At 62.7% G+C, this 18,193-nt stretch carries 18 protein-coding genes; 9 read left to right on the forward strand and 9 right to left on the reverse strand.

All coding sequences use genetic code 11. The features are described 5' to 3' along the window. Positions 1 to 76 precede the first annotated feature (76 nt). Both SG26_RS14510 and SG26_RS14515 read left to right on the forward strand, forming a co-directional pair. Entirely contained in the window at positions 77 to 946 is an 870-nt protein-coding gene (locus SG26_RS14510) for an SDR family oxidoreductase (RefSeq protein ID WP_050037951.1), read from the forward strand. 143 nt (positions 947 to 1,089) lie between these two features. Next, entirely contained in the window at positions 1,090 to 3,111 is a 2,022-nt protein-coding gene (locus SG26_RS14515) for an AMP-binding protein (protein ID WP_050037952.1), read from the forward strand. Here SG26_RS14515 and SG26_RS14520 read toward each other — a convergent pair whose 3' ends face one another. After that, entirely contained in the window at positions 3,112 to 4,302 is a 1,191-nt protein-coding gene (locus SG26_RS14520; RefSeq protein WP_050037953.1) for an MFS transporter, read from the reverse strand. Between the two features lie 702 nt (positions 4,303 to 5,004). Continuing rightward, on the reverse strand, positions 5,005 to 5,982 hold the full coding sequence (locus SG26_RS14525; protein WP_005534748.1) for a phosphoadenosine phosphosulfate reductase family protein: 978 nt from the start codon (positions 5,980 to 5,982) through the stop codon (positions 5,005 to 5,007). Positions 5,983 to 6,118: 136 nt separating this feature from the next. On the opposite strand from SG26_RS14525, the gene SG26_RS14530 reads away from it, so the two are divergent. After that, positions 6,119 to 6,736: a stage II sporulation protein M gene (locus SG26_RS14530; protein ID WP_014040179.1), complete on the forward strand. Its 618-nt coding sequence runs from the start codon at positions 6,119 to 6,121 to the stop codon at positions 6,734 to 6,736. Positions 6,737 to 6,809: 73 nt separating this feature from the next. Here SG26_RS14530 and SG26_RS14535 read toward each other — a convergent pair whose 3' ends face one another. Then, on the reverse strand, positions 6,810 to 7,412 hold the full coding sequence (locus SG26_RS14535) for a hypothetical protein (RefSeq protein WP_008309489.1): 603 nt from the start codon (positions 7,410 to 7,412) through the stop codon (positions 6,810 to 6,812). 195 nt (positions 7,413 to 7,607) lie between these two features. Beyond that, the gene (locus SG26_RS14540; protein WP_014040180.1) at positions 7,608 to 7,940 is read right to left on the reverse strand and encodes a 2Fe-2S iron-sulfur cluster-binding protein; all 333 of its coding nucleotides are present in this window, start codon (positions 7,938 to 7,940) and stop codon (positions 7,608 to 7,610) included. A gap of 183 nt (positions 7,941 to 8,123) precedes the next feature. Here SG26_RS14540 and SG26_RS14545 point away from each other — a divergent pair, with 183 nt between their 5' ends. Both SG26_RS14545 and SG26_RS14550 read left to right on the forward strand, forming a co-directional pair. After that, entirely contained in the window at positions 8,124 to 9,542 is a 1,419-nt protein-coding gene (locus SG26_RS14545; protein ID WP_050037954.1) for a geranylgeranyl reductase family protein, read from the forward strand. Between the two features lie 243 nt (positions 9,543 to 9,785). Next, positions 9,786 to 10,238, forward strand: coding sequence for a type IV pilin (locus tag SG26_RS14550; RefSeq protein WP_079980830.1), 453 nt, complete (start codon positions 9,786 to 9,788; stop codon positions 10,236 to 10,238). Positions 10,239 to 10,243: 5 nt separating this feature from the next. On the opposite strand, the gene SG26_RS14555 is transcribed toward SG26_RS14550, so the two are convergent. Together SG26_RS14555 and SG26_RS14560 are read right to left on the reverse strand one after the other, a co-directional pair. After that, entirely contained in the window at positions 10,244 to 11,515 is a 1,272-nt protein-coding gene (locus SG26_RS14555; protein WP_050037956.1) for an amidohydrolase, read from the reverse strand. A 64-nt stretch (positions 11,516 to 11,579) separates the two neighbouring features. After that, positions 11,580 to 11,912, reverse strand: coding sequence for an uS10/mL48 family ribosomal protein (locus SG26_RS14560; RefSeq protein WP_008309480.1), 333 nt, complete (start codon positions 11,910 to 11,912; stop codon positions 11,580 to 11,582). A gap of 95 nt (positions 11,913 to 12,007) precedes the next feature. Between SG26_RS14560 and SG26_RS14565 the strand changes: the two genes are divergently transcribed. The 3 genes from SG26_RS14565 (at position 12,008) to SG26_RS14575 (ending at position 14,559) form a co-directional block, all read left to right on the forward strand. Next, entirely contained in the window at positions 12,008 to 12,439 is a 432-nt protein-coding gene (locus tag SG26_RS14565; protein WP_008309479.1) for a bis(5'-nucleosyl)-tetraphosphatase, read from the forward strand. Positions 12,440 to 12,806: 367 nt separating this feature from the next. Further along, on the forward strand, positions 12,807 to 13,472 hold the full coding sequence (locus SG26_RS14570; RefSeq protein ID WP_225306753.1) for a DUF4013 domain-containing protein: 666 nt from the start codon (positions 12,807 to 12,809) through the stop codon (positions 13,470 to 13,472). 40 nt (positions 13,473 to 13,512) lie between these two features. Beyond that, on the forward strand, positions 13,513 to 14,559 hold the full coding sequence (locus tag SG26_RS14575; protein ID WP_050007300.1) for a DUF5787 family protein: 1,047 nt from the start codon (positions 13,513 to 13,515) through the stop codon (positions 14,557 to 14,559). 23 nt (positions 14,560 to 14,582) lie between these two features. Here the strand turns inward: SG26_RS14575 and SG26_RS14580 are convergent, their stop codons facing one another. Genes SG26_RS14580 through SG26_RS14590 form a run of 3 tightly spaced genes read right to left on the reverse strand, consistent with a single transcriptional unit; the run spans position 14,583 to position 17,051 of the window. Then, positions 14,583 to 15,062, reverse strand: a complete 480-nt coding sequence (locus SG26_RS14580) for a DUF5797 family protein (RefSeq protein ID WP_004516865.1) — start codon at positions 15,060 to 15,062, stop codon at positions 14,583 to 14,585. A gap of 46 nt (positions 15,063 to 15,108) precedes the next feature. After that, on the reverse strand, positions 15,109 to 16,344 hold the full coding sequence (locus SG26_RS14585) for an ABC transporter permease (RefSeq protein WP_050037957.1): 1,236 nt from the start codon (positions 16,342 to 16,344) through the stop codon (positions 15,109 to 15,111). After that, the gene (locus tag SG26_RS14590; RefSeq protein WP_050037958.1) at positions 16,344 to 17,051 is read right to left on the reverse strand and encodes an ABC transporter ATP-binding protein; all 708 of its coding nucleotides are present in this window, start codon (positions 17,049 to 17,051) and stop codon (positions 16,344 to 16,346) included. Before SG26_RS14590 ends, SG26_RS14585 begins: the two co-directional genes overlap by 1 nt. A 116-nt stretch (positions 17,052 to 17,167) precedes the next feature. Between SG26_RS14590 and SG26_RS14595 the strand changes: the two genes are divergently transcribed. Continuing rightward, positions 17,168 to 18,187 carry a hypothetical protein gene (locus SG26_RS14595; RefSeq protein ID WP_050037959.1) on the forward strand — a complete coding sequence of 340 codons (1,020 nt, stop codon included), beginning with the start codon at positions 17,168 to 17,170 and terminating at the stop codon, positions 18,185 to 18,187. Positions 18,188 to 18,193 lie beyond the last annotated feature (6 nt).

Here is an 18,193-nt window from a genome sequence, read left to right on the forward strand (position 1 = left end):
GACAGCACCACACGGTCAGTCGGGTATACATGTCAACCCGCCCCTATTCGGACATGTCTAGAGAACGTGTGACTGAATGGCATCCAGCACCTCTCACGAACGGCTCGAAGTCGAGCCCATCGACGAGTCCTCGATACTGTTCGTCGACGACGACCACTACACGAGCGACACTGTCTGTCTGGTGACCGGCGGCGGATCGGGCATCGGCCGGGCGACAGCGCTGGCGATGGCCGCCAACGGGGTGACTGCCGTCGCCACGGATATCGACGAAGACGGTCTCGCTGAGGTCGCGGACACGGCGGCGGACCTCGACCTTGATGGGGCCGTCGAGACCGTGGCCGGCGACCTCGCGAACGACGCGGATATCGAGTCCATCGTCGAGACCGCGGCCTCCCACGGCACCATACGGTATCTCGCGAACATCGCCGGCCTCCAGCACATCGACGCCATCGAGGACTTCCCGATGGAGACGTACGACCAGATGCACGACGTAATGCTTCGCGCGCCGCTCGCGCTGTCGAAGCGCGTCATCCCTCACATCCGCGGGACCGACGACGGCGTAGGTGCCATCGGGAACATGGCATCGGTCCACGGCCATTACGTTACCTCGGATAAGGTGGCCTACAACGTCTCGAAGTTCGGCCTGCGGGGACTGACACAGTCTATCGCCGCGGAAGGCGGTGACGGGCTCCGTGGGTTCTCTATCAGTACCGGCTACGTCAAGACGCCGCTGGTGGTCGACCAGATTCCCGACACCGCCGAGCAACGTGGCATCAGCGTCGACGAGGTCATCGACGACGTGATGCTGGGCCAGGCGCGGGTCAAAGAGATGATGGACCCCATTGACGTGGCGAACCTCTTCGTGTTCGGGCTCTCGACACACGCCGACCATCTCAACGGCGGGGACCTGCTGTTCGACGGCGGCATGACAACGACCTACGAGTGAGACAGTGGTGTGTGGACATGCACTGTCCCTGCGCCACACACAAGCGACGCGGAGTCGGGCTACCCCGACCGACCAACGGACGCACGGGGCAGCGGCGGTACGAGTTTATACCAGACGGCCAAACACTACGGAATACTGACGCTATGAGTGAACAAGACCACGTAGACTCCATCGTCCACGAACCGAGCCACGCGTTCGTCGAGTCGACGAACGTCTGGGAGTTCATGCAGGAATACGACATCGACAACTACGACGAACTCATCGAGCGAACGACCACGGACCTGCCAGAGGAACCAGAATCCGGCGTCGAGTGGTTCTGGGACCTGCTCCCGGAGTACCTCGACATCGAGTTCTTCGACGCGTACGACGAAGTCCGAGACGATAGTGAGGGACCACAGTTCACCGACTGGTACCCCGGCGGGACCATCAACGCCGCCCACAACGTTCTAGACCGCCACGCTGCGCGGGACAGCCCGACTCGAAACACAGTCGCGCTCATCTGGGAGGGTGAACCCGGCGACGTTCGGGAGGTCACGTACCACGAACTGAACCGGCAGGCCAGCAAGGTGGCGAACTACCTGGAATCCGTCGGCGTCGGCACCGGCGACACTGTCGGCCTGTACATGCCGATGGTCCCCGAGGTGGCGTCGATACTGTACGGCTGTCTCAAGGTCGGCGCGATCGCCGTGCCGATCTTCTCCGGGTTCGGCGTCGACGCGACGGCGACCCGCATCGCCGATGCCGAGTGCTCCGTCCTGTTCACTGGTGACGGCTTCTATCGCCGGGGCTCCGGTGTCCACCTCAAGGAAAGCGCCGACGAGGCCATCAAGCAGGCCGGCGAGGAACTCGTGACGACACCGGTCGAACACACTGTCGTCTATGACCGCCTCGGTATCGCGGACGACCCCGACGAGACCATCCGCTGGACCCGCCGCGACGAGTGGTGGGACGAAGCGATAGAGACCGCCAACGACGAGTACGCGGCGAAGGAACTCCCGAGCAACCAGGAGTCGATGCTGCTGTACTCCTCCGGGACGACCGGGAAACCGAAGGGCATCGTCCACACGCACGCCGGCGCACTCATGCAGGCGGCCAAGGAGATCTACTTCGGCTTCGACCACAAGCCAAGCGACCGTTTCTTCTGGGTAAGCGACATCGGCTGGATGATGGGGCCCTGGACGCTGCTCGGGAACCACGCCTTCGGCGGCACCGTCTTCATGTACGAGGGTGCGCCGGACCACCCCGAACCGGACCGCTTCTGGGAAATGATCGACCGCCACGACATCACCACCTTCGGTGTCTCGCCGACCGCGATTCGGGCGCTCCGAAAGAAGGGAGACGAGTGGCTGGAGGGCCACGATCTCTCCAGCCTTCGGCTGCTGGGATCGACCGGCGAACCCTGGGACCCCGAGAGCTGGCAGTGGTTCCACGAAAACGTCGGGAACGAGGACTGTCCAATCATCAACATCTCCGGCGGGACCGAGATAATGGGCTGTTTCCTCATGCCGATGCCGATTCAATCGCTCAAACCCTGCACACTCGGCGGTCCGGGACTGGGGATGGATATCGACATCGTTGATTCCGATGGCGAATCGATAGCCGACACCCACGAGCGCGGCTATCTGGTCGCCAGGGACTCTTGCCCGTCGATGACCCGGTCGCTCTGGTCGGGCGACGACCGCTACCTGCATGAGTACTGGTCGACCTGGGACGACGTCTGGGACCACGGCGACTGGGCGCAGAAAGACGAGGACGGCCTCTGGTTCCTCCACGGCCGATCGGACGACGTGCTCAACGTCGCCGGGCGGAAGGTCGGGCCGGCGGAGGTCGAGGGTGCGGCGATGGAACACGACGCCGTCAATCAGGCCGCCGCCGTCGGTGCGCCGGACGACACCACCGGCACTGCCGTCGTCCTCTACGCCGTGCTGGAACCCGGCTACGAACCCGACGACGACCTCCGGGACGACATCCGCGCCGCCGTCGGCGAGGAACTCGGCAAGCCGTTCCGGCCCCGAGAAGTACTGTTCGTCGATGAGTTCCCCAAGACCCAGAGCGGGAAAATAATCCGCCGGGCAATCGCCGGCGTCTACCGCGGCGAGGACCTGGGCGACATGTCCAGCATCGAGAACCCGGACGCACTGGACGAGGTCCGCGAGGCGTCGTAGTCAGCCCCCGACGGCGTCCTCGGCCGGCTTCTCCAGCCGGAGTAATCCAGGGAGCGCGAGCACCGCGAGGACGACTTCTGTCCCGCCGGCGACAAAGAACGCGACTGCGTAGCCGAAGGCTCCCGCGACGGTACCGCCGATGAGGATGCCGGCGAGGAAGCCGACGCTACCGAAGATGTTGAACCCGGCCATAGCGGTCCCGCGCTCCGTCTCGCCGGCGAGGTCCGAAACGAGCGCCATTGTCGCCGGAGCCATCAGTGCGCCGATGACACCGGTCAGTACCATCCCCGCACCGGCGATGGTCACCGTCGGCGCTTGCCCGACGCCGATAACGGTGAGCCCGTACAGTACCGATCCGGCGACGATGGGTGCGGTTCGACCGATGCGGTCCGAGAGCACGCCGAAGGGGTACTGCAGGAGGGCGAACGGCGCGAAAAACAGCGCCAGCATGACGCCGGTTTCGCCGGGTCCCAGTTGGAACGTCTCCCTGAAGTACAGGGTTCCGACAAGCGCGAAAAATCCCGCGGTGAGCCGGTCGATGAACCCGAAGGCGTACGGCACGCCGAGGGTCGGTCGCTGTTTGAGCCCGGACACGGTCGCAGCCAGGCCCGACCGCCCGTCCGACGGTGCGCGGTCGGTCACGAGCAGGGCGGCCACTGCGACGACGAGCGACAACGCGCTCGCCACGTACAGCGGGAGCGTGGTCTGGATTTCGTACAGTTGGCCGCCCAGTGGCGCACCGAGCGCCGTTCCACTGCCGATAGCGATGCCTGCCGCCCCCATGTTCTTGCCGTGGCCGCCGCCGAGATCCATCAGCATCGTCATCGCCAGCGAGAACGCCGCGATGGTGGCTCCGCCCTGAAGCGCTCGCAGGACCAGTACGCCGGCAAACGGGAGCGAGACAGCGCCGGGGAGCCACGCGATGAGGGCGTACAGCACTGCGCCGGCGCCCGCCCCGCCGATGATGAACGGCGTGCGCCGTCCGGTGGCGTCGCTGAGCACGCCCCATACGCCAGCGAAGACGACGAAAGACCCGAACTCAGCGGCCAGGAACCACATGCTCGCGTTCAGGTCCGTCGTCGCACCCAGCGACCGGACGAGCCTGTCGATACCCGGATACAGCAAGACCTGCGCCAGTAAAACGGCGAAGATAACGCCCGCGAGAACGCCCCGGTCTGTGCGGTCCGTCACAGACAACGGATACAGCGAGCCGAGAAAAATAGATGTCGACCCGAATACGTGACGCTAATCGTAGGATTCCACAACTATCTACCACAGAACGTCGCAGCCGCTAACTCGGGCCAAACCGCCTTACTCAGCGCTATGCGGCGGAACGAAACCGCAGTCCGAACAGCCGTTGTGCTTCGTCGTCTGGTAACTCAGTTCCGCCCCGCAGTTTGGACAGTTATACTGGTCTGAACTCATTCACCTACTCGTAATGTTCGACAGTACCTAAACCTTTTCTCGACAATCGTCTATAACATTTTTTCGGCCGCGTTACGGGACGTAGCGAGGCTTAGACTGCAATCAACCGGCTTGTGGGACGGATAATTGCATCGTTCAGAAAGGATGAACAAGGGTCTAAAACGGGTATTGGTCGCCGCCTGTAGCCGTTGCCGCGCACATAACGGCAGCCGTGTCCACTCTGTGCGTTCGACCACACCGGGTTCGGGATTGCTGCCGGCGCGGAATACATCGACTCCTGTCGAAGTGTTAGAGTGACAATATTCAGTGCTGATAGGGGCTTCTGTGCTCCGGGGGTCAGCTACCGGCGACCACTCGTCTCGGTCGACAGGCGGATTCGGCCGTGTATTTACTGTTTGTCGTGGCGAACGTCGCTACTGAGACAGCAAGAGAAACAGCGATACGGAACCGGCGTCGTTCCGTGGCCGTTTACATGTAGCCGAGGTCGCGCAGGCGCTCCATCAGGTCTTCCTTGTCCTGGGCGCGGCCGGCGCGCTCGGTCGTGTTCGCCATGTCCTGCAGCCAAGCGGGCTCTTCGGCGGACTTGTCGGTGCTGACCTCGCTCCCGAGCGAACGGAATCCGGCGAAGTACTTCGGCGAGACCGGCACGTCTTCCTTCTCGATGCCCTCAGGCAGGTCGTCCTGTCCCTGCGGGACGTAGCCGTCGTCCGGGTAGCCCTCGACGGTGTCCGGGACGACGAAGTTCCAGAAGGCCTCCCACACATCGGCTTCCGCGAACTGGAGAATCGACTGGATGCGGTCGTGCGGTGGGTAGATGTCCGGGTCGTGACGCGGCGAGAAGAACGTCTCGTCGGCGCGGGACTCCTGCTCGTCCCAGCGGATGCCCGACAGGATGCCGTCGACGTCGTGCTCCTCGATAGTGTCGTTGAGCGCCACCGTCTTCAGGAGGTGGTTGCCGACGTAGGTGTCGAGCAGGAACGGGAACGTGTCCTCCTCGTATTCGAGGATGTTCCGAATGTGGTGCTGGTTGTGCTCAGAGAGTTCGTCGACGGGGATGTCGTCACCCGGTTCGAGGCCGTTTTCGTCGACGTAGTTGCCCACGTCCTCGTTGCGCGCCCAGATGACGTCGAGGTCCCACTCGTCGGCCCAGTGTTCGACGAAGTCGATGAGTTCGTCGAAGTGCTGATAGTGGTCGATGAAGACGACCGGGGGTACTTCGAGGTCGAAGCGCTCGGCGACTTCCTTGACGAAGTACAGCGTCAGCGTCGAGTCCTTGCCGCCGGTCCACATCACGACAGGGTTCTCGTACTCTTCGAGGCCGGTCTTCGTGACCTCGATTGCCTTCTCGATCTTGTGGTTGACAGTCGGGTACTCTTCGGGGTCTTCGCCTTCCCCGTCAGTGTAATCAACGTCCAGATAGTCCGGGAACTCTGCTGATTCGGACATAGTGTAATGAGATATAATTACGAGTGCCAAGTACTTTTTGGATGGCCGACAGGTGTGTGAGGCGGTGGCAAATAAAACGGCGGCCGCGCCCGTTCAGGTCACTCGGGTTTTTTGCTGCCGGCGCGAAAGGCGTGGTATGGACGACCGCCCAACCCTCCCGGCTCGCCTCTTTCACCGCTGGCTGTTGCGCTATGTCCCTGTAGCCGCGCTGATCCTGATAGTCAGTGGACTCCTCGGGTACGGACTCGGCAGTCAGGTACCCGCCGAGTGGCTTCAGAACCCCGGAACGACCGGCGAGAATCCCTTCATGCCGGCTGAGCTCACGACAGTCTCTCTGACCGTTAACAACCTCGGGGCGTTGCTCGTGATGGCACTCGGCGCTATCTCGCTCGGTTCGATGACGGTCCTGTCGCTCGTCTTGAACGGCCTGCTCATCGGGGTCGTCGTCGGTATCGCACTCAAGCAGGTCTCGCCCGTCGTCGTCGCCGCACTCATCGTTCCACACGGCCTCATCGAGATCCCCGCACTGCTCATCGTCGCCGCCGTCGGTCTGCGGTTCGGATGGCGTACGATACAGTACATCCGCGGCCGCACGGACGAACTGGTCACCGGACAGGATCTCCGGGAAGCCGGCTGGCTGCTTGCGACGGCCGCCGTGCTAATCGTGATTGCGGCCTACATCGAAGCGAACCTCACAATCGAAATCGCGTCACGGTTCACGGACGCCGATCTCTCGGGCATCACGCCAGCGTAGCGGTTCGGACCGTCCGCTATTCTGTGTTGAGCTACGGCTCAGCAAAATTGAATCCGTGACCGGACTACGCGCGTTACGAGATGAACTCGTTGTCGCGCCAGTTGACGCCCTCTTCTTCCTCGCCGTCGCGGGGTTCCTCTGCAACGTTGATCGCGGCGGGCCGCTCTTCCCCATCGACGATGCGGACGGCTTCGAGTTCCTCGTCGACCGCCGCAATCGCCGTCAACGTTCCTTTCTCAGCGACTTTCGCGACCTCACACAGAACCTCGAACATCGCGTACTGAAGCGCGGTGTTCTGGAGCACGGTCTCGCGGTCGCCCTTGAAACAGGCGTACTCGACGAGTTCGGACTCGATTTCTTCCTCTTCCTCTTCGAGTGCGCCCCACTGAGGGCCACCGCCCGAGCTTCCGGTACTCGCGGCCCCGGGCGGTCCCATCTCGTCGGGGTCCTCCTCGTACACCCGATTCTCCGTGACGCTGGCCTTGAGCTGGGCCGTCGGGGTGTACTTACTCATGGAGTCGTCTTTGGCGACAGCGCTGACGATTAGCGTATTGTTTCGACGGGTGATGTCGATGTCAGCGATTTCGGGGGGAAGGTCCGGATCCTCGAAGAAATCGTAGGCGTCTTCCAGTGGCAGTTCAAGTGTCGAGTGAAGTCTGTATACGCGGCTGGTCATGGTTGGGGAAGCGTGTATCAGTCGTCGAAGGCCGTCCGCTGACGCTGTAGTCACTACTCTATAGGGGCCACTTGCTTATATGACCTGTCCTTCATTCGCGGTTTCACCGCTCTATATCAGGCAATATATCAGGCGTATGTTAAAGGTATTTACAGACCTTCTAGCAGGCTATATGGTAGTGGTATTCAGTGCCTACTAGTCGTCCGCAGGCGTGGGATCGCCGTCCTCCAGGTCGACATCCGCTTCAATACTGGGCGGGTACTTCCCGCGGTCGAGTTTCAGGTCCGACTGCGGCCGCGCCATGCAAGTCAGTGCGTAGTCCTCCCGTTCCCGGTCGGTCAGTCCGCGGGCGGCAGGCTGGGTAACCGACCCCTCGACAATCTTCGCCGAGCAGGCCAGGCACATCCCCACGCGGCAGGAGTACTCCTGGGCGATACCCTCCTCGATACACCGCGAGAGAATCGTCTCCTTCTCGGAGACGGTGATTTCCTCGCCCGTCCCCACGAACGTCACCGTGTACTCGGTCATGCTCGGCCCTTTGACACCCCCCAGCAAAACTCTTTATCACCGCTGTCCCGGAGTGAAACGGACCGCTGTCCGTCAATGCCGCATGACGCACCCGTAGTCGGCTGTGCATCGCAGAAACAGTTATAGCAGTGCGTAAAACCGATAGTCGGAATAATTTTCTCTCTCCGGGCAGGACGGGAGTGCATGACCACACACCAGGACGGCAACGCCGGCGGAGCGTCGGCGACTGCACGGACCGTTTCCGTGGACGTTGTCGTCGTCGGGGCCGGGACATCCGGCTGTTACGCCGCAGCGACCATTGCGGACGCGGGCTACGACGTCGTCGTCGTAGAGCGAAAGGACGAGACCGAGGCCGGCCACATCGCCTGCGGGGACGCGCTCAAGGGAGCCAGCGACTTCCCTGAAGCGATTCCGAAGTCACAGCTCGAACCGGCGTTTACCAACACCGATGTCGACCACGGCCGGTTCGAGATTCCACAGGAGGACACCGTTCTCGAAATTCCCGTGCCGGGCGAACTCGCCGTCATCGACCGCTGGGAGTACGGTCGCTGTCTCATCGAGGGTGCAAACGACAGCGGTGTGGAGTTCCACTACGACACGGTCGTTCAGGACGTGTTGCAGGACGACAGCGGCCGCGTGACAGGCGTGAAAGCCATGCGGAAAGGCGACCCCGTCACATACGAGGGTGACATGGTCATCGACGGGGCCGGCGCGCTCTCGATTCTGCAGGACAAGACCGACCTCGAAGACGCGACCTTCGACACGAACGTCCAGTACTCGCAGTTTTGCTCTGCCTACCGGGAGATTATCGAGGTTGACGAGCCGGTCGAGTGGGACGACGCGCTCGTGTTCAAGCCGACCGAGCGCTCCGCCGGCTACCTCTGGTACTTCCCGCGTACGGACACGGAGATCAACGCCGGCCTCGGTTTCCAGATGAACGAGGAGCCGATGGAACTGGTCGACGACCTCAAGCGCGACCTGCAGGGCCGAAGCGAGTTCAAGGGCGCGGAGGTACAGGATAAACTCGGCGCTGCGCTGCCGACGCGCCGGCCATACGACTCCGCCGTCGCGCCCGGATTCATGGCCGTCGGGGATGCCGCTGGACACGTCAATCCAACCACCGGCGGCGGTATCGCCGGTGCGGCCTACGCCGGGACCTACGCCGCCGAACAGGCAATCGAGGCTATCGAATCCGGCCGGACGGACGACGAAGCCGCGCTCTGGGAGTACAACGAGCGCGTGATGGAGCACTTCGGCGCCCGGTACGCGGCGCTTGACGTGTACAACATCTTCACCACCGCCTACGACGTCGACGACCTGATGGCGCTGCTGGCCGCGTTACCCGGCGAGAAGCTCGCCGAGGCGCTGTACGGCGGCTCGACCAGCATCGGGCTCGGACTCAAAATCAAGATGGCAGTCAAGAGCATTGGCCACCTCGGGACCATCCGGGACCTCTACCAGACGAAAAAGGCTGCCGACCGGCTGCTGGACCATTACCAATCCTACCCCAGCGACCGCAGCGGCTTCGAGGCCTGGCAGCGCGAGCGTGATTCGATTATGGACGATATCTACGAAGTCACTGGCGCAGAGCCCAAGTACTGATTCCGCGGCTCGTTGCGTTTTCCGTTTGATTCTGATATTCTGGCGCGGGGTTGCCAGCAGCAGCGACGGCGTTTCGAACAGCTATTCGGATAGTAGTTGCTGAAATCATGAACTATAGTTCTGAACAACAAGTTTTATTATTTAACAACATGATATCAAAATGAAGTCACACTGGGGTCGGTCGACCGGGGGGTCACCGAGACGGAGACAGCGTGTCGACCGTCGCCCGAGTGGGGGTCAATCATGCTAGCACGCAGATTCCAATCCGACGATAGTGCAGTCTCGCCAGTTGTTGGTGTCATTCTAATGGTTGCAATAACAGTGCTGTTGGCGGCGACAGCAGCGACGTTCTTCCTCGATTTCGGTTCTGGGAGTCTCGGCCAAAGCGCGCCACAGGCGGCGTTTACGTTCGATTACGACGCGGGTAGTCCCGACAGCCTGACAATCGAGCACCGGAGCGGCGACTCTATTCAGGCCGGGAATCTGTACATCACCGTTAGCGGGGCTTCAACCGCCAACGGACAGCACGATTTCCCGAGTCTCGGCGGCGCACCGGCGGCCGGTTCGGAAATCACAGCCGGGTCGAAGGTAACGTTTTCGAAGGCCGCTGATCTCTCGGATGCGACGGTCACGCTGAACTGGAAGTCGCCGGATAGCGGCAAATCGATCCAACTCGCCAGCTGGGAAGCGCCGTAGCGTATTCACTCACTCAGTTGGCTAATCGCTTTACTGACGACATCGATACCGATTGCCAGTGAATTCTCGTCGACGTCGAACGTGGGCGTGTGGTGGCCGCCGGGGTGGTCGGTCCCGATACCGACGAACGTCGCCGTCCCGCTGCGGCCCTGGACGCGGTCCATCAGATAGGTCGCGTCCTCGCTCCCACCGAGGTCGTCGGTCCGAAGGCGGCTTGTGACGCCGGGAACTGATTCTGCTGCGTCGTACACTACACCCGCAAGCGCGTCGTCGCTCACCGCACTCGGCGCTTCTGCGGTCGTCTCGACAGCGACTTCGCAGTCGTGCATCTCGGCCGCGGACGACATGACGGTGTCCGCCCGTTCGCTCATGTATTCCTTGAGCGAGGTCGTCTCACCCCGGACTTCTCCTTCCAGCGTCGCTTCCTCGGGGACGATGTTCGTGGCTGTGCCACCCTCGACGACCCCGGCGTTGACCCGGGTCGCGCCGTCGCCGTGCCGTCGAATCGCGTGAAGGTTCTGGACGGCAGTCGCCAACGCTTGTACGGCGTCCCGTCCCTGTGCGGGATGCCCTCCAGCGTGCGCCGTCTCGCCGGTGAACGTCGCCTCGAACTGCCGAACTGCGAGGAAGCCGCCGACGCCGGCGACGATCTCACCGGTCGGATGATCGAGACCGATATGTATCGCCAGCAAGTGGTCCACGTCATCCAGATGTCCACTCTCGGCGACGGCCTTCCCGCCGCCGATAACCTCTTCGGCCGGCTGGAAGACGACTTTGAACGTCCCCTTGAAATCACTCTCTTTCACTGCCTCCAGCACGCCAAGGCCAATCGTCGCGTGGGCGTCGTGCCCGCAGGCGTGCATGTACCCCTCGTTGGCTGAGCGGAACTCCTCCGTCACCGGGGCATGTGCCACGCTGTCTGACTCCGTTATCGGAAGCGCGTCGATGTCGACCCGGAGCGCGACGGTCGGCCCATCGCCCTGTTCGAGCACAGCGAGGGCACCGGTGAATCCCCCAGTGGCGGCCTCCAGCACGTCCTCACGAGCCCCGGCCTCTCGGGCCTTCGCCTGCCAGTCTTCGAGTTCATCAGCGTCCGGGACTGCCATCCGCGCGTCGCCGTCCACGACATCCTGACCGAGATGCAACTGGTCGACGCCGATCCGTTCGAGTTCGTCGACGATGCGACTGGTGGTGTAGAACTCCCGCCACGCGGGTTCGGGATAGCTGTGTAAGTCGCGCCGAACGGACCTGAGCCGTTCCTGTTGAGACTCGTTCATGCCGGCGAAACGGGGCACAGCTACTTATACGAATCCACAGGAGCGGACGACAGTCACTCCGGGGCTACGACCCGCTGCCGACCTGCGTCCGCTGTTCGACGCCGGCCTCGACGTGGATGGCGTTCGGGAAGGTTCGCTGAGTAACGTTCCGAGCGAACTCCTCGTACCCGACGATCTCTATCGTTCGGGTGTAGACGGTGTGAGTCCAGGACTCGAAGCGGCCGCCGCTTGGCCCCAGTGACTTCGACTGAGGAACCCGCAGCTCCTGTGGCTGCTTCGGATGCGGGCCTTTCAGTTCGACCCCCTTCTGTTCGGCGCTCTCTTTGATCTCTGTGACAATGTCCTCGAGGCGGTGTCGGTCCCCACTGGTGAAAGTCAGCGTCGTGACGAAGGGCATCTGTAGACGAACACTCAGCCGCGAGTGACAAAAGGCCATCTGTTTCCGTTGTGTCTCCGATATTCTCTTAAGTAGCGGTGTCATAAAATCCGATAATGATAGAGGCCACGAGCGCGGGAGCCATCCTCTTTCGCGATACGCGTGGCCGGCGGGAGTACCTCCTGCTCAAGAGCCGACCCGGCGATTGGGAGTTCCCCAAGGGCGGCGTCGAGGGCGAGGAAGAGCTCCAGCAGACCGCCATACGCGAAGTGAAAGAGGAGGCCGGCATCGGTGATTTCCGGCTTTTAGACGGGTTCCGCGAAGACTACGACTACGTGTTCGAGGCGAACGGCAACACCATCCACAAGACGGTCCACCTGTTCGTCGCGAAATCGTTCGAAGCGTCAGCCGAACTGTCCACAGAACACCGCGACCTGCAGTGGCGCGACTACGAGCAGGCCATCAACACAGTCACGCAGGACGGCCCCCGCGAGATACTCGAACAGGCAGACGAGTTCCTCGACGAACGAGCGGACGACGAGGAGTAGAGAGAGCGGCGACACTCGGCCGGATTCATCCAGCACCGACGCGGCGCTCTGGATAGCTACCGCTCCGTCGTCGCTTGCTGACCGGCTCAAGTGACCTCACCGGATAACCAGCCCATGAACACAGATCCCCTAAACTACCATATAAATTAAAATACAGAATTACATTCGATAGTAAAATGCACGACTGCCCACCCCATATGTAGCCTAACCTTTATTTCCGCGATATCATCTGCCGTTGAGATAATTACGAATGGGGATTTATTTTATAAACAGTATTTCCCCCAATACTAACAGTATTTTTAAATAGGATAAGATTACAGTTTTCAAAGAGGCGTCTAAAATGTTAGAAGACGGACTATCGTACCCAATGCAAGGCGACAGTTGGATAGCACAGATGTTGATCGGCGGCGTACTGCTGGTGTTCTTTTTCCTCCTGATCCCAGTGTTCGCGTTCAACGGCTACTTGCTTCGTGTGATCGGAACGACCGTCGAGGGCGAATCCGAACCACCTGCCTGGGACGACTGGGGTGAACTCATCATCGACGGAGTCAAGTTCAGTATCGTCGGTCTCGTGTACTCTATCGTTCCCATAGCTGTCATCTTCGGTATCGGGAGCGTCCTCCTCGGATTGGGTGGTGCTGCTGGGAACTCTGGCGGCGGAATCATCGCCGGCTTCGGGCTCATGACACTGCTCCTTCTGATTCCGGTAATGTTTCTCATTTACTATATTGTCCCGGCAGCACTCGCCAATATGGCGGTCGAAGGCAGCCTTGGAGCAGCGTTCGACTTCTCGCTGCTGAAAAATGTCGTCCTTACGAGTGACTACTTCATCGCAGTCCTGATGCCGATTGTCGTTGGCATTATTACGAACCTCATCAGCAATATTCTGGCGTTTACTGTCATCGGACTCGTTCTCGTTCCGTTCGTCACCTACTACGGGCAGGTCGCCGTCTTCCGTATGTTCGGAACGGCATTCGCAAGCCAGACGAACAAGAGCGCACAGCAGGTAACAGGTCCGACCACGTCAGCCTAACCCAGCAGTTCTTACGCGGCCGGCTATTTTTTCGAGATACGTGACATCGAGTGGTGGAGCCGATTCAGACTCCGAGTTCGCCTTCGAACTGGCCGTCTGTCAATGGGCCGAGCGAGCGTGGTCGCCGTCCGACGATGCGGCGGTGCTGATCGCCAGACAGTTCGGGACGAAACACCGACGCTGGGACACGATTGTACTGGAGTGTGACCCCGACGGACTCCGCGAGCGAGCGACGTTCGGCGGAGACGCGTTCGACTCGGACCTCCTGCACGTCCTGCAGAACGCGCCGGCCGACTGGACGTACTACCGCGACGCGCTGCCTGACCCGGGCTATCCGTGGCGGTACGTCCGGGAGTCGATTCACGAGGCGGCCGACCGGGACGCCATCGAGACCCGAAAGCGGGGCAACCGCATCGAAATCCGTCGGGTGCGACCCTATCCCGACTGGCTCCGTCGGGTCGTCGCCATCGAGAACAAGCCCGACCTGACGGCCAGCGCCGCCAGGAATCTCGTCCCACAACTGGAGCGGGACATCGCGCTGTCGCTGGCCGACGAGGTGTGGGTCGCGACGGCGACGACCGACGAGCGCGTGGAACCGGTCCTGCTGGCGGACCTGCCCGCGGCCGCCGGCGTGCTGACTGTCGATCCCGAATCCGGCACAGCCGAGGCGGTCTGGCAACCGCGGTCGCTGTCAGTGACCGACCCCGGAACGCGCATTCTGGACCGACCGGACGACGACACCAGCGCGGCGCGGTTCGAGTACGCGAGTCCTGATTGGAAGCAAGAGCGGCGGCTCGCCATCGCCGAACGGGCATACGATCGCGGCTGGCGCGCGTACGCGGACACGATGCGCCCCGACTGCAGGCACTTCCAACTCAGCGCCGACGAAACTGGCGTCTATCCACACTGCGCCGCGAAAGGGTGTCTCCCGACGGCGGCGGAGTGTCGGGGGCAGTGTCCGTCTTACGAGCCGGAACCGCCGGCGTGGCGGTCGAAGGACTGGCCGCTCGACGGCGGGCCGGGCAAAGCAATAAAACGGGTGTTAGCGCGGCGACGCCGCCGCCAGCGGCCGGGGCTGTCGGAGTAGCGGACCGACACCGCGACCCGGACTTATTCTTCGGATAGCTCGATGTCGAGTTCGTCCCGGGGAACGGCGAGCCTGAACGTCGGCACCGTCTTCTCGACCGTCTCCACGATACCTTTGTCTGCGAGGCTGCGGAGCGCGGAGCGAACATCGTCGGTGTCGCGGTCCTCACCGACCTCACGGAGGGCGTGTAACACGGCGACGACGCTCTGGCTCTCCTCGTCGGGGCCGGCAATCACGTCGACGATAGCCTGCTGGAGCGGGGTGACTGTCACCGTCTGTATCCGTTCGGAGTCCTCCCCGTCGATGAGCGTCGTCGCCTCCGGCGTCGCACAGATGAGGCTGTTGTCGTTGCGGTAGTAGTACTCCTTGAGTTCGGATTCGAGGTACTGGTGGACCTCGCTCCCGCTGTCCATGTCCCAGCGCTCCTGTAGCTCGCCGTTTTTCGTCGGCTGGAGTTCGACGATGTCGGCAAGCCGTTCGCGGGCCTCCTCCGAGAGGGTCATCGCCCGACGGTACGATGACCACGTATTTCGGTGTTCTGAATCCCGCTCACTCGTGTCTGAGCGCGTCGATGGGGTCGACCCGCGCCGCTCGCCACGCCGGGTAGAGGCCGGCGACGACGCCGACCAGCACGCCCACGCCGACTGCAAGCGCCATCCACAGCGGCGCGAGCGAGAACGCGACCTCGGCGTACCGGGTCGCACCGTAGCCGACGACCAGGCCGAGCGGGACGCCGAGAAGCGAGCCGATAGTCCCGAGCAGTGCGGCCTCGACGAGGAACACCTGCATCACGTCGCGGTTGCGCGCCCCGACGGCTTTCATGATGCCGATTTCGCGGGTCCGTTCGGTGACGCTGACGAGCATCACGTTGGCGATGCCGATAGCGCCGACGACCAGTGCGATGACGGCGATGCCGGTGACGAAGCGCGTGATGCGCTCGATGACGTCACTGATCTCCTCGACGAAGTCGTTGCCCGAGCGAGCGACCAGTTCCGTGTCGTCGGCCGACAGCGACCGCGCGTCAGAATTACCGGAGAGGTACGTCTGAATCGCCGACTGCGTTTCCGGGATCGCCCGAGGATCGACGACGAGGGTCACCTGCGGATACGCACGCTGTCGCACGCCCGCCGAAGGACTCTCGACGACGGAGTCGTAGAACGGGTCGATGGGGACGTACACCCGTGGCTGACGAGCGAACTCGCTGACCGGGACCTCGCCGCGGGTCCCGTTGACGACGCCGACGACGGTGACAGTCCGCTCACTACCGTCGGGCATCGTCATCGTGAGCCGTTCGCCGGTCGTGAGGTTCTCGGAGAACGACCCGGCCATGCGCTCGTTGACGACGACTGCTTCTTCGTCAGCCTCGAAGGAACGGCCCTCGACGAGGACACCGTCGGTGATGCTGGCCGGTCGCGTCGCCGTGACCTGCTGTCTGGCGAGCGTCCGATTCCCGTGCTGTATCGATTGTGTCTGGACGATCCCGCGCGGGAGCACCGCCTGTACGCCCTGGATTCCTTCTAACTGCTGAATGTCGTACTCCGTGAACACCGGCTGGAGCGTCCGGTCGAAATCGTCGTCCTCCGCCGGCGTTCCGAACACGTAGATGTTGCCCGCGTTTGACGTCTCGATGTCACCGACGATCTCGGCCTCGACGCTGGCCCCGAACGTGGCGAAGGTGATGACCGACGCGATGCCGATGACGACGCCGACGACAGTCAGCGCCGACCGGAGCTTGTGCGCCCTGATTGACCGGAGCGTGATGCGAACGCTCTCGCCGGTGTCCATCAGTGCTCGCCTCCGGAAACGTCCTCGACGGACTGGATGTGGCCGTCCTCGACGTGGACGATGCGCTCGGCCCGCTCGGCGACGTGGCGCTCGTGGGTCACCAGCAGGAACGTGTTGCCCGCCGCGTGGAGGTCGTCGAACAGGTCGAGTATCTGCGCGCCGGTGTCCGTGTCGACGTTACCGGTGGGCTCGTCGGCGAGTATCAGCGCCGGGTCGGTCGATAGTGCGCGGGCGATTGCGACCCGCTGGCGCTGGCCGCCGCTGAGTTCCGAGGGGACGTGGTCGGTACGGTCGGCGAGCCCCACCTCCGAGAGGAGCGACACTGCCCGTTCGCGGCGACGGTCGCGGTCCCAGCCGTCGAAGACGAGCGGCAAGGCGACGTTCTCCACCGCGGACAGTCGCGGCATGAGGTTGAACGTCTGGAAGACAAAGCCCACCTCGGTGCCGCGGATGTCAGCCCGTTCGGCCTCGCTAGCCGACGAAACGTCCTGTCCGTTGACCACGACCTGCCCCGACGACGGCGTGTCCAGCCCGCCGATGAGGTTCAGGAGCGTGCTCTTGCCGGAACCGCTTGGACCCATCACCGCCGTGTACGACCCCGCCGACAGGTCCAGGCTCACGTCGTCCAGCGCCGTCACCGTCCCGCCGAGGTCGTACTGCTTGCTGACGCCGTCGACGCGGACAGTCGTGTTCGCTGACTCGCTCACAGCCCGGCGTACGGACTGGACAGCAATGAGGGGTTCGCCGGGTGCAGATTCCGCCGGATACAGTCCGTTTTCTGACAAGAGGAACCCACTTACCACTCCAGTCCTAAGGCCGGGCAATGACAGCCGATACCGGACGGAGACTGGCTATCGTCGCGGTGTTCGTCACCATTGGACTACTGGCTGCTGGGGCGGTCGCCGGCGTGTCCGGCCTCAGCGAAATGGGGCAGCCGTCCGGCGACGACGTGCTCGACCGAACCGAGCAGCGCTACGATGCGGCCGAGACAATTACCGGGACCGCGACAGTGACCGTCACGAACGACTCGGAATCGAAGACTTCGACGGTGGAGTACGCTGCCGCTGAGCCGAACAAGACGTGGGCCGCCGTCACGAGTGAGAACCGGTCCTACGAGATGGGGACGAACGGAACCGTCGTCTGGGCGGTCGGCGAGAACCAGTCCTACGGCCGCGAACTGCCCGAGGAAGCCGCGGCGATGAACGACACTACGGACCCGGTTCCCGAGGAGAACGTCACTGCGACGCTCCGCGGGACCGCCGAAGTCGACGGCGAGTCGACGTACGTCCTGGACCTCGAACCGACGAACGAGAGCATCGACGCGCCGAACACGACGCTATGGGTCGATACCGAGGACTACCGGGTCCACAAGCTGACCACCGACGACGGGACGAACCGGACGGAACTCACCGTTGAGGAGACGAACTTCAACGTCAGCATCGACGACAGCCAGTTCGCTCCACCGGCTGACCGGGTCGCCGTTACGACCGTCGAGAGGTACGACTCCTACGACGCGGCCCAGTCCGCGACGGACCTGGACCTGCCGAAGTACGAGAACGGGACGTTCGAAGAGGCACGGTACATCAGCCGGCCCGAGAGTACGGCTGTGGCCCAGCAGTACGACGCTGACGGGGAGAACGTGACAGTTCTGACCGCTACCGGCGCGTCGAGCTATCTTGACGACGTGGAGAACGGGACGGCAGTGCAGGTGAACGGGCAGAACGCGACCGCAATCGAGCGCGACGACAGTGCTGTCGTCTACTGGACCGAGGACGATGTCACGACCGGCGTGGTCGTCGAGGGGACGACCGAGGAGGCCGTCGCCGCGGCTGAAGAACTGTAGCGACGC

It is taken from the genome of Haloarcula sp. CBA1115 (assembly GCF_000827835.1).
GTDB classification, from domain to species: Archaea; Halobacteriota; Halobacteria; order Halobacteriales; family Haloarculaceae; genus Haloarcula; species Haloarcula hispanica.

Bases quoted from the DNA above. Each gene is read 5' to 3' on its own strand.
- SG26_RS14530 (WP_014040179.1), top strand. From the start codon at position 6,119: ATGGACGACCGCCCAACCCTCCCGGCTCGCCTCTTTCACCGCTGGCTG.
- SG26_RS14585 (WP_050037957.1), bottom strand. From the start codon at position 16,344: ATGGACACCGGCGAGAGCGTTCGCATCACGCTCCGGTCAATCAGGGCG.
- SG26_RS14535 (WP_008309489.1), bottom strand. From the start codon at position 7,412: ATGACCAGCCGCGTATACAGACTTCACTCGACACTTGAACTGCCACTG.
- SG26_RS14595 (WP_050037959.1), top strand. From the start codon at position 17,168: ATGACAGCCGATACCGGACGGAGACTGGCTATCGTCGCGGTGTTCGTC.
- SG26_RS14555 (WP_050037956.1), bottom strand. From the start codon at position 11,515: ATGAACGAGTCTCAACAGGAACGGCTCAGGTCCGTTCGGCGCGACTTA.
- SG26_RS14560 (WP_008309480.1), bottom strand. From the start codon at position 11,912: ATGCCCTTCGTCACGACGCTGACTTTCACCAGTGGGGACCGACACCGC.
- SG26_RS14510 (WP_050037951.1), top strand. From the start codon at position 77: ATGGCATCCAGCACCTCTCACGAACGGCTCGAAGTCGAGCCCATCGAC.
- SG26_RS14570 (WP_225306753.1), top strand. From the start codon at position 12,807: ATGCAAGGCGACAGTTGGATAGCACAGATGTTGATCGGCGGCGTACTG.
- SG26_RS14515 (WP_050037952.1), top strand. From the start codon at position 1,090: ATGAGTGAACAAGACCACGTAGACTCCATCGTCCACGAACCGAGCCAC.
- SG26_RS14580 (WP_004516865.1), bottom strand. From the start codon at position 15,062: ATGACCCTCTCGGAGGAGGCCCGCGAACGGCTTGCCGACATCGTCGAA.
- SG26_RS14550 (WP_079980830.1), top strand. From the start codon at position 9,786: ATGCTAGCACGCAGATTCCAATCCGACGATAGTGCAGTCTCGCCAGTT.
- SG26_RS14540 (WP_014040180.1), bottom strand. From the start codon at position 7,940: ATGACCGAGTACACGGTGACGTTCGTGGGGACGGGCGAGGAAATCACC.
- SG26_RS14545 (WP_050037954.1), top strand. From the start codon at position 8,124: ATGACCACACACCAGGACGGCAACGCCGGCGGAGCGTCGGCGACTGCA.
- SG26_RS14565 (WP_008309479.1), top strand. From the start codon at position 12,008: ATGATAGAGGCCACGAGCGCGGGAGCCATCCTCTTTCGCGATACGCGT.
- SG26_RS14525 (WP_005534748.1), bottom strand. From the start codon at position 5,982: ATGTCCGAATCAGCAGAGTTCCCGGACTATCTGGACGTTGATTACACT.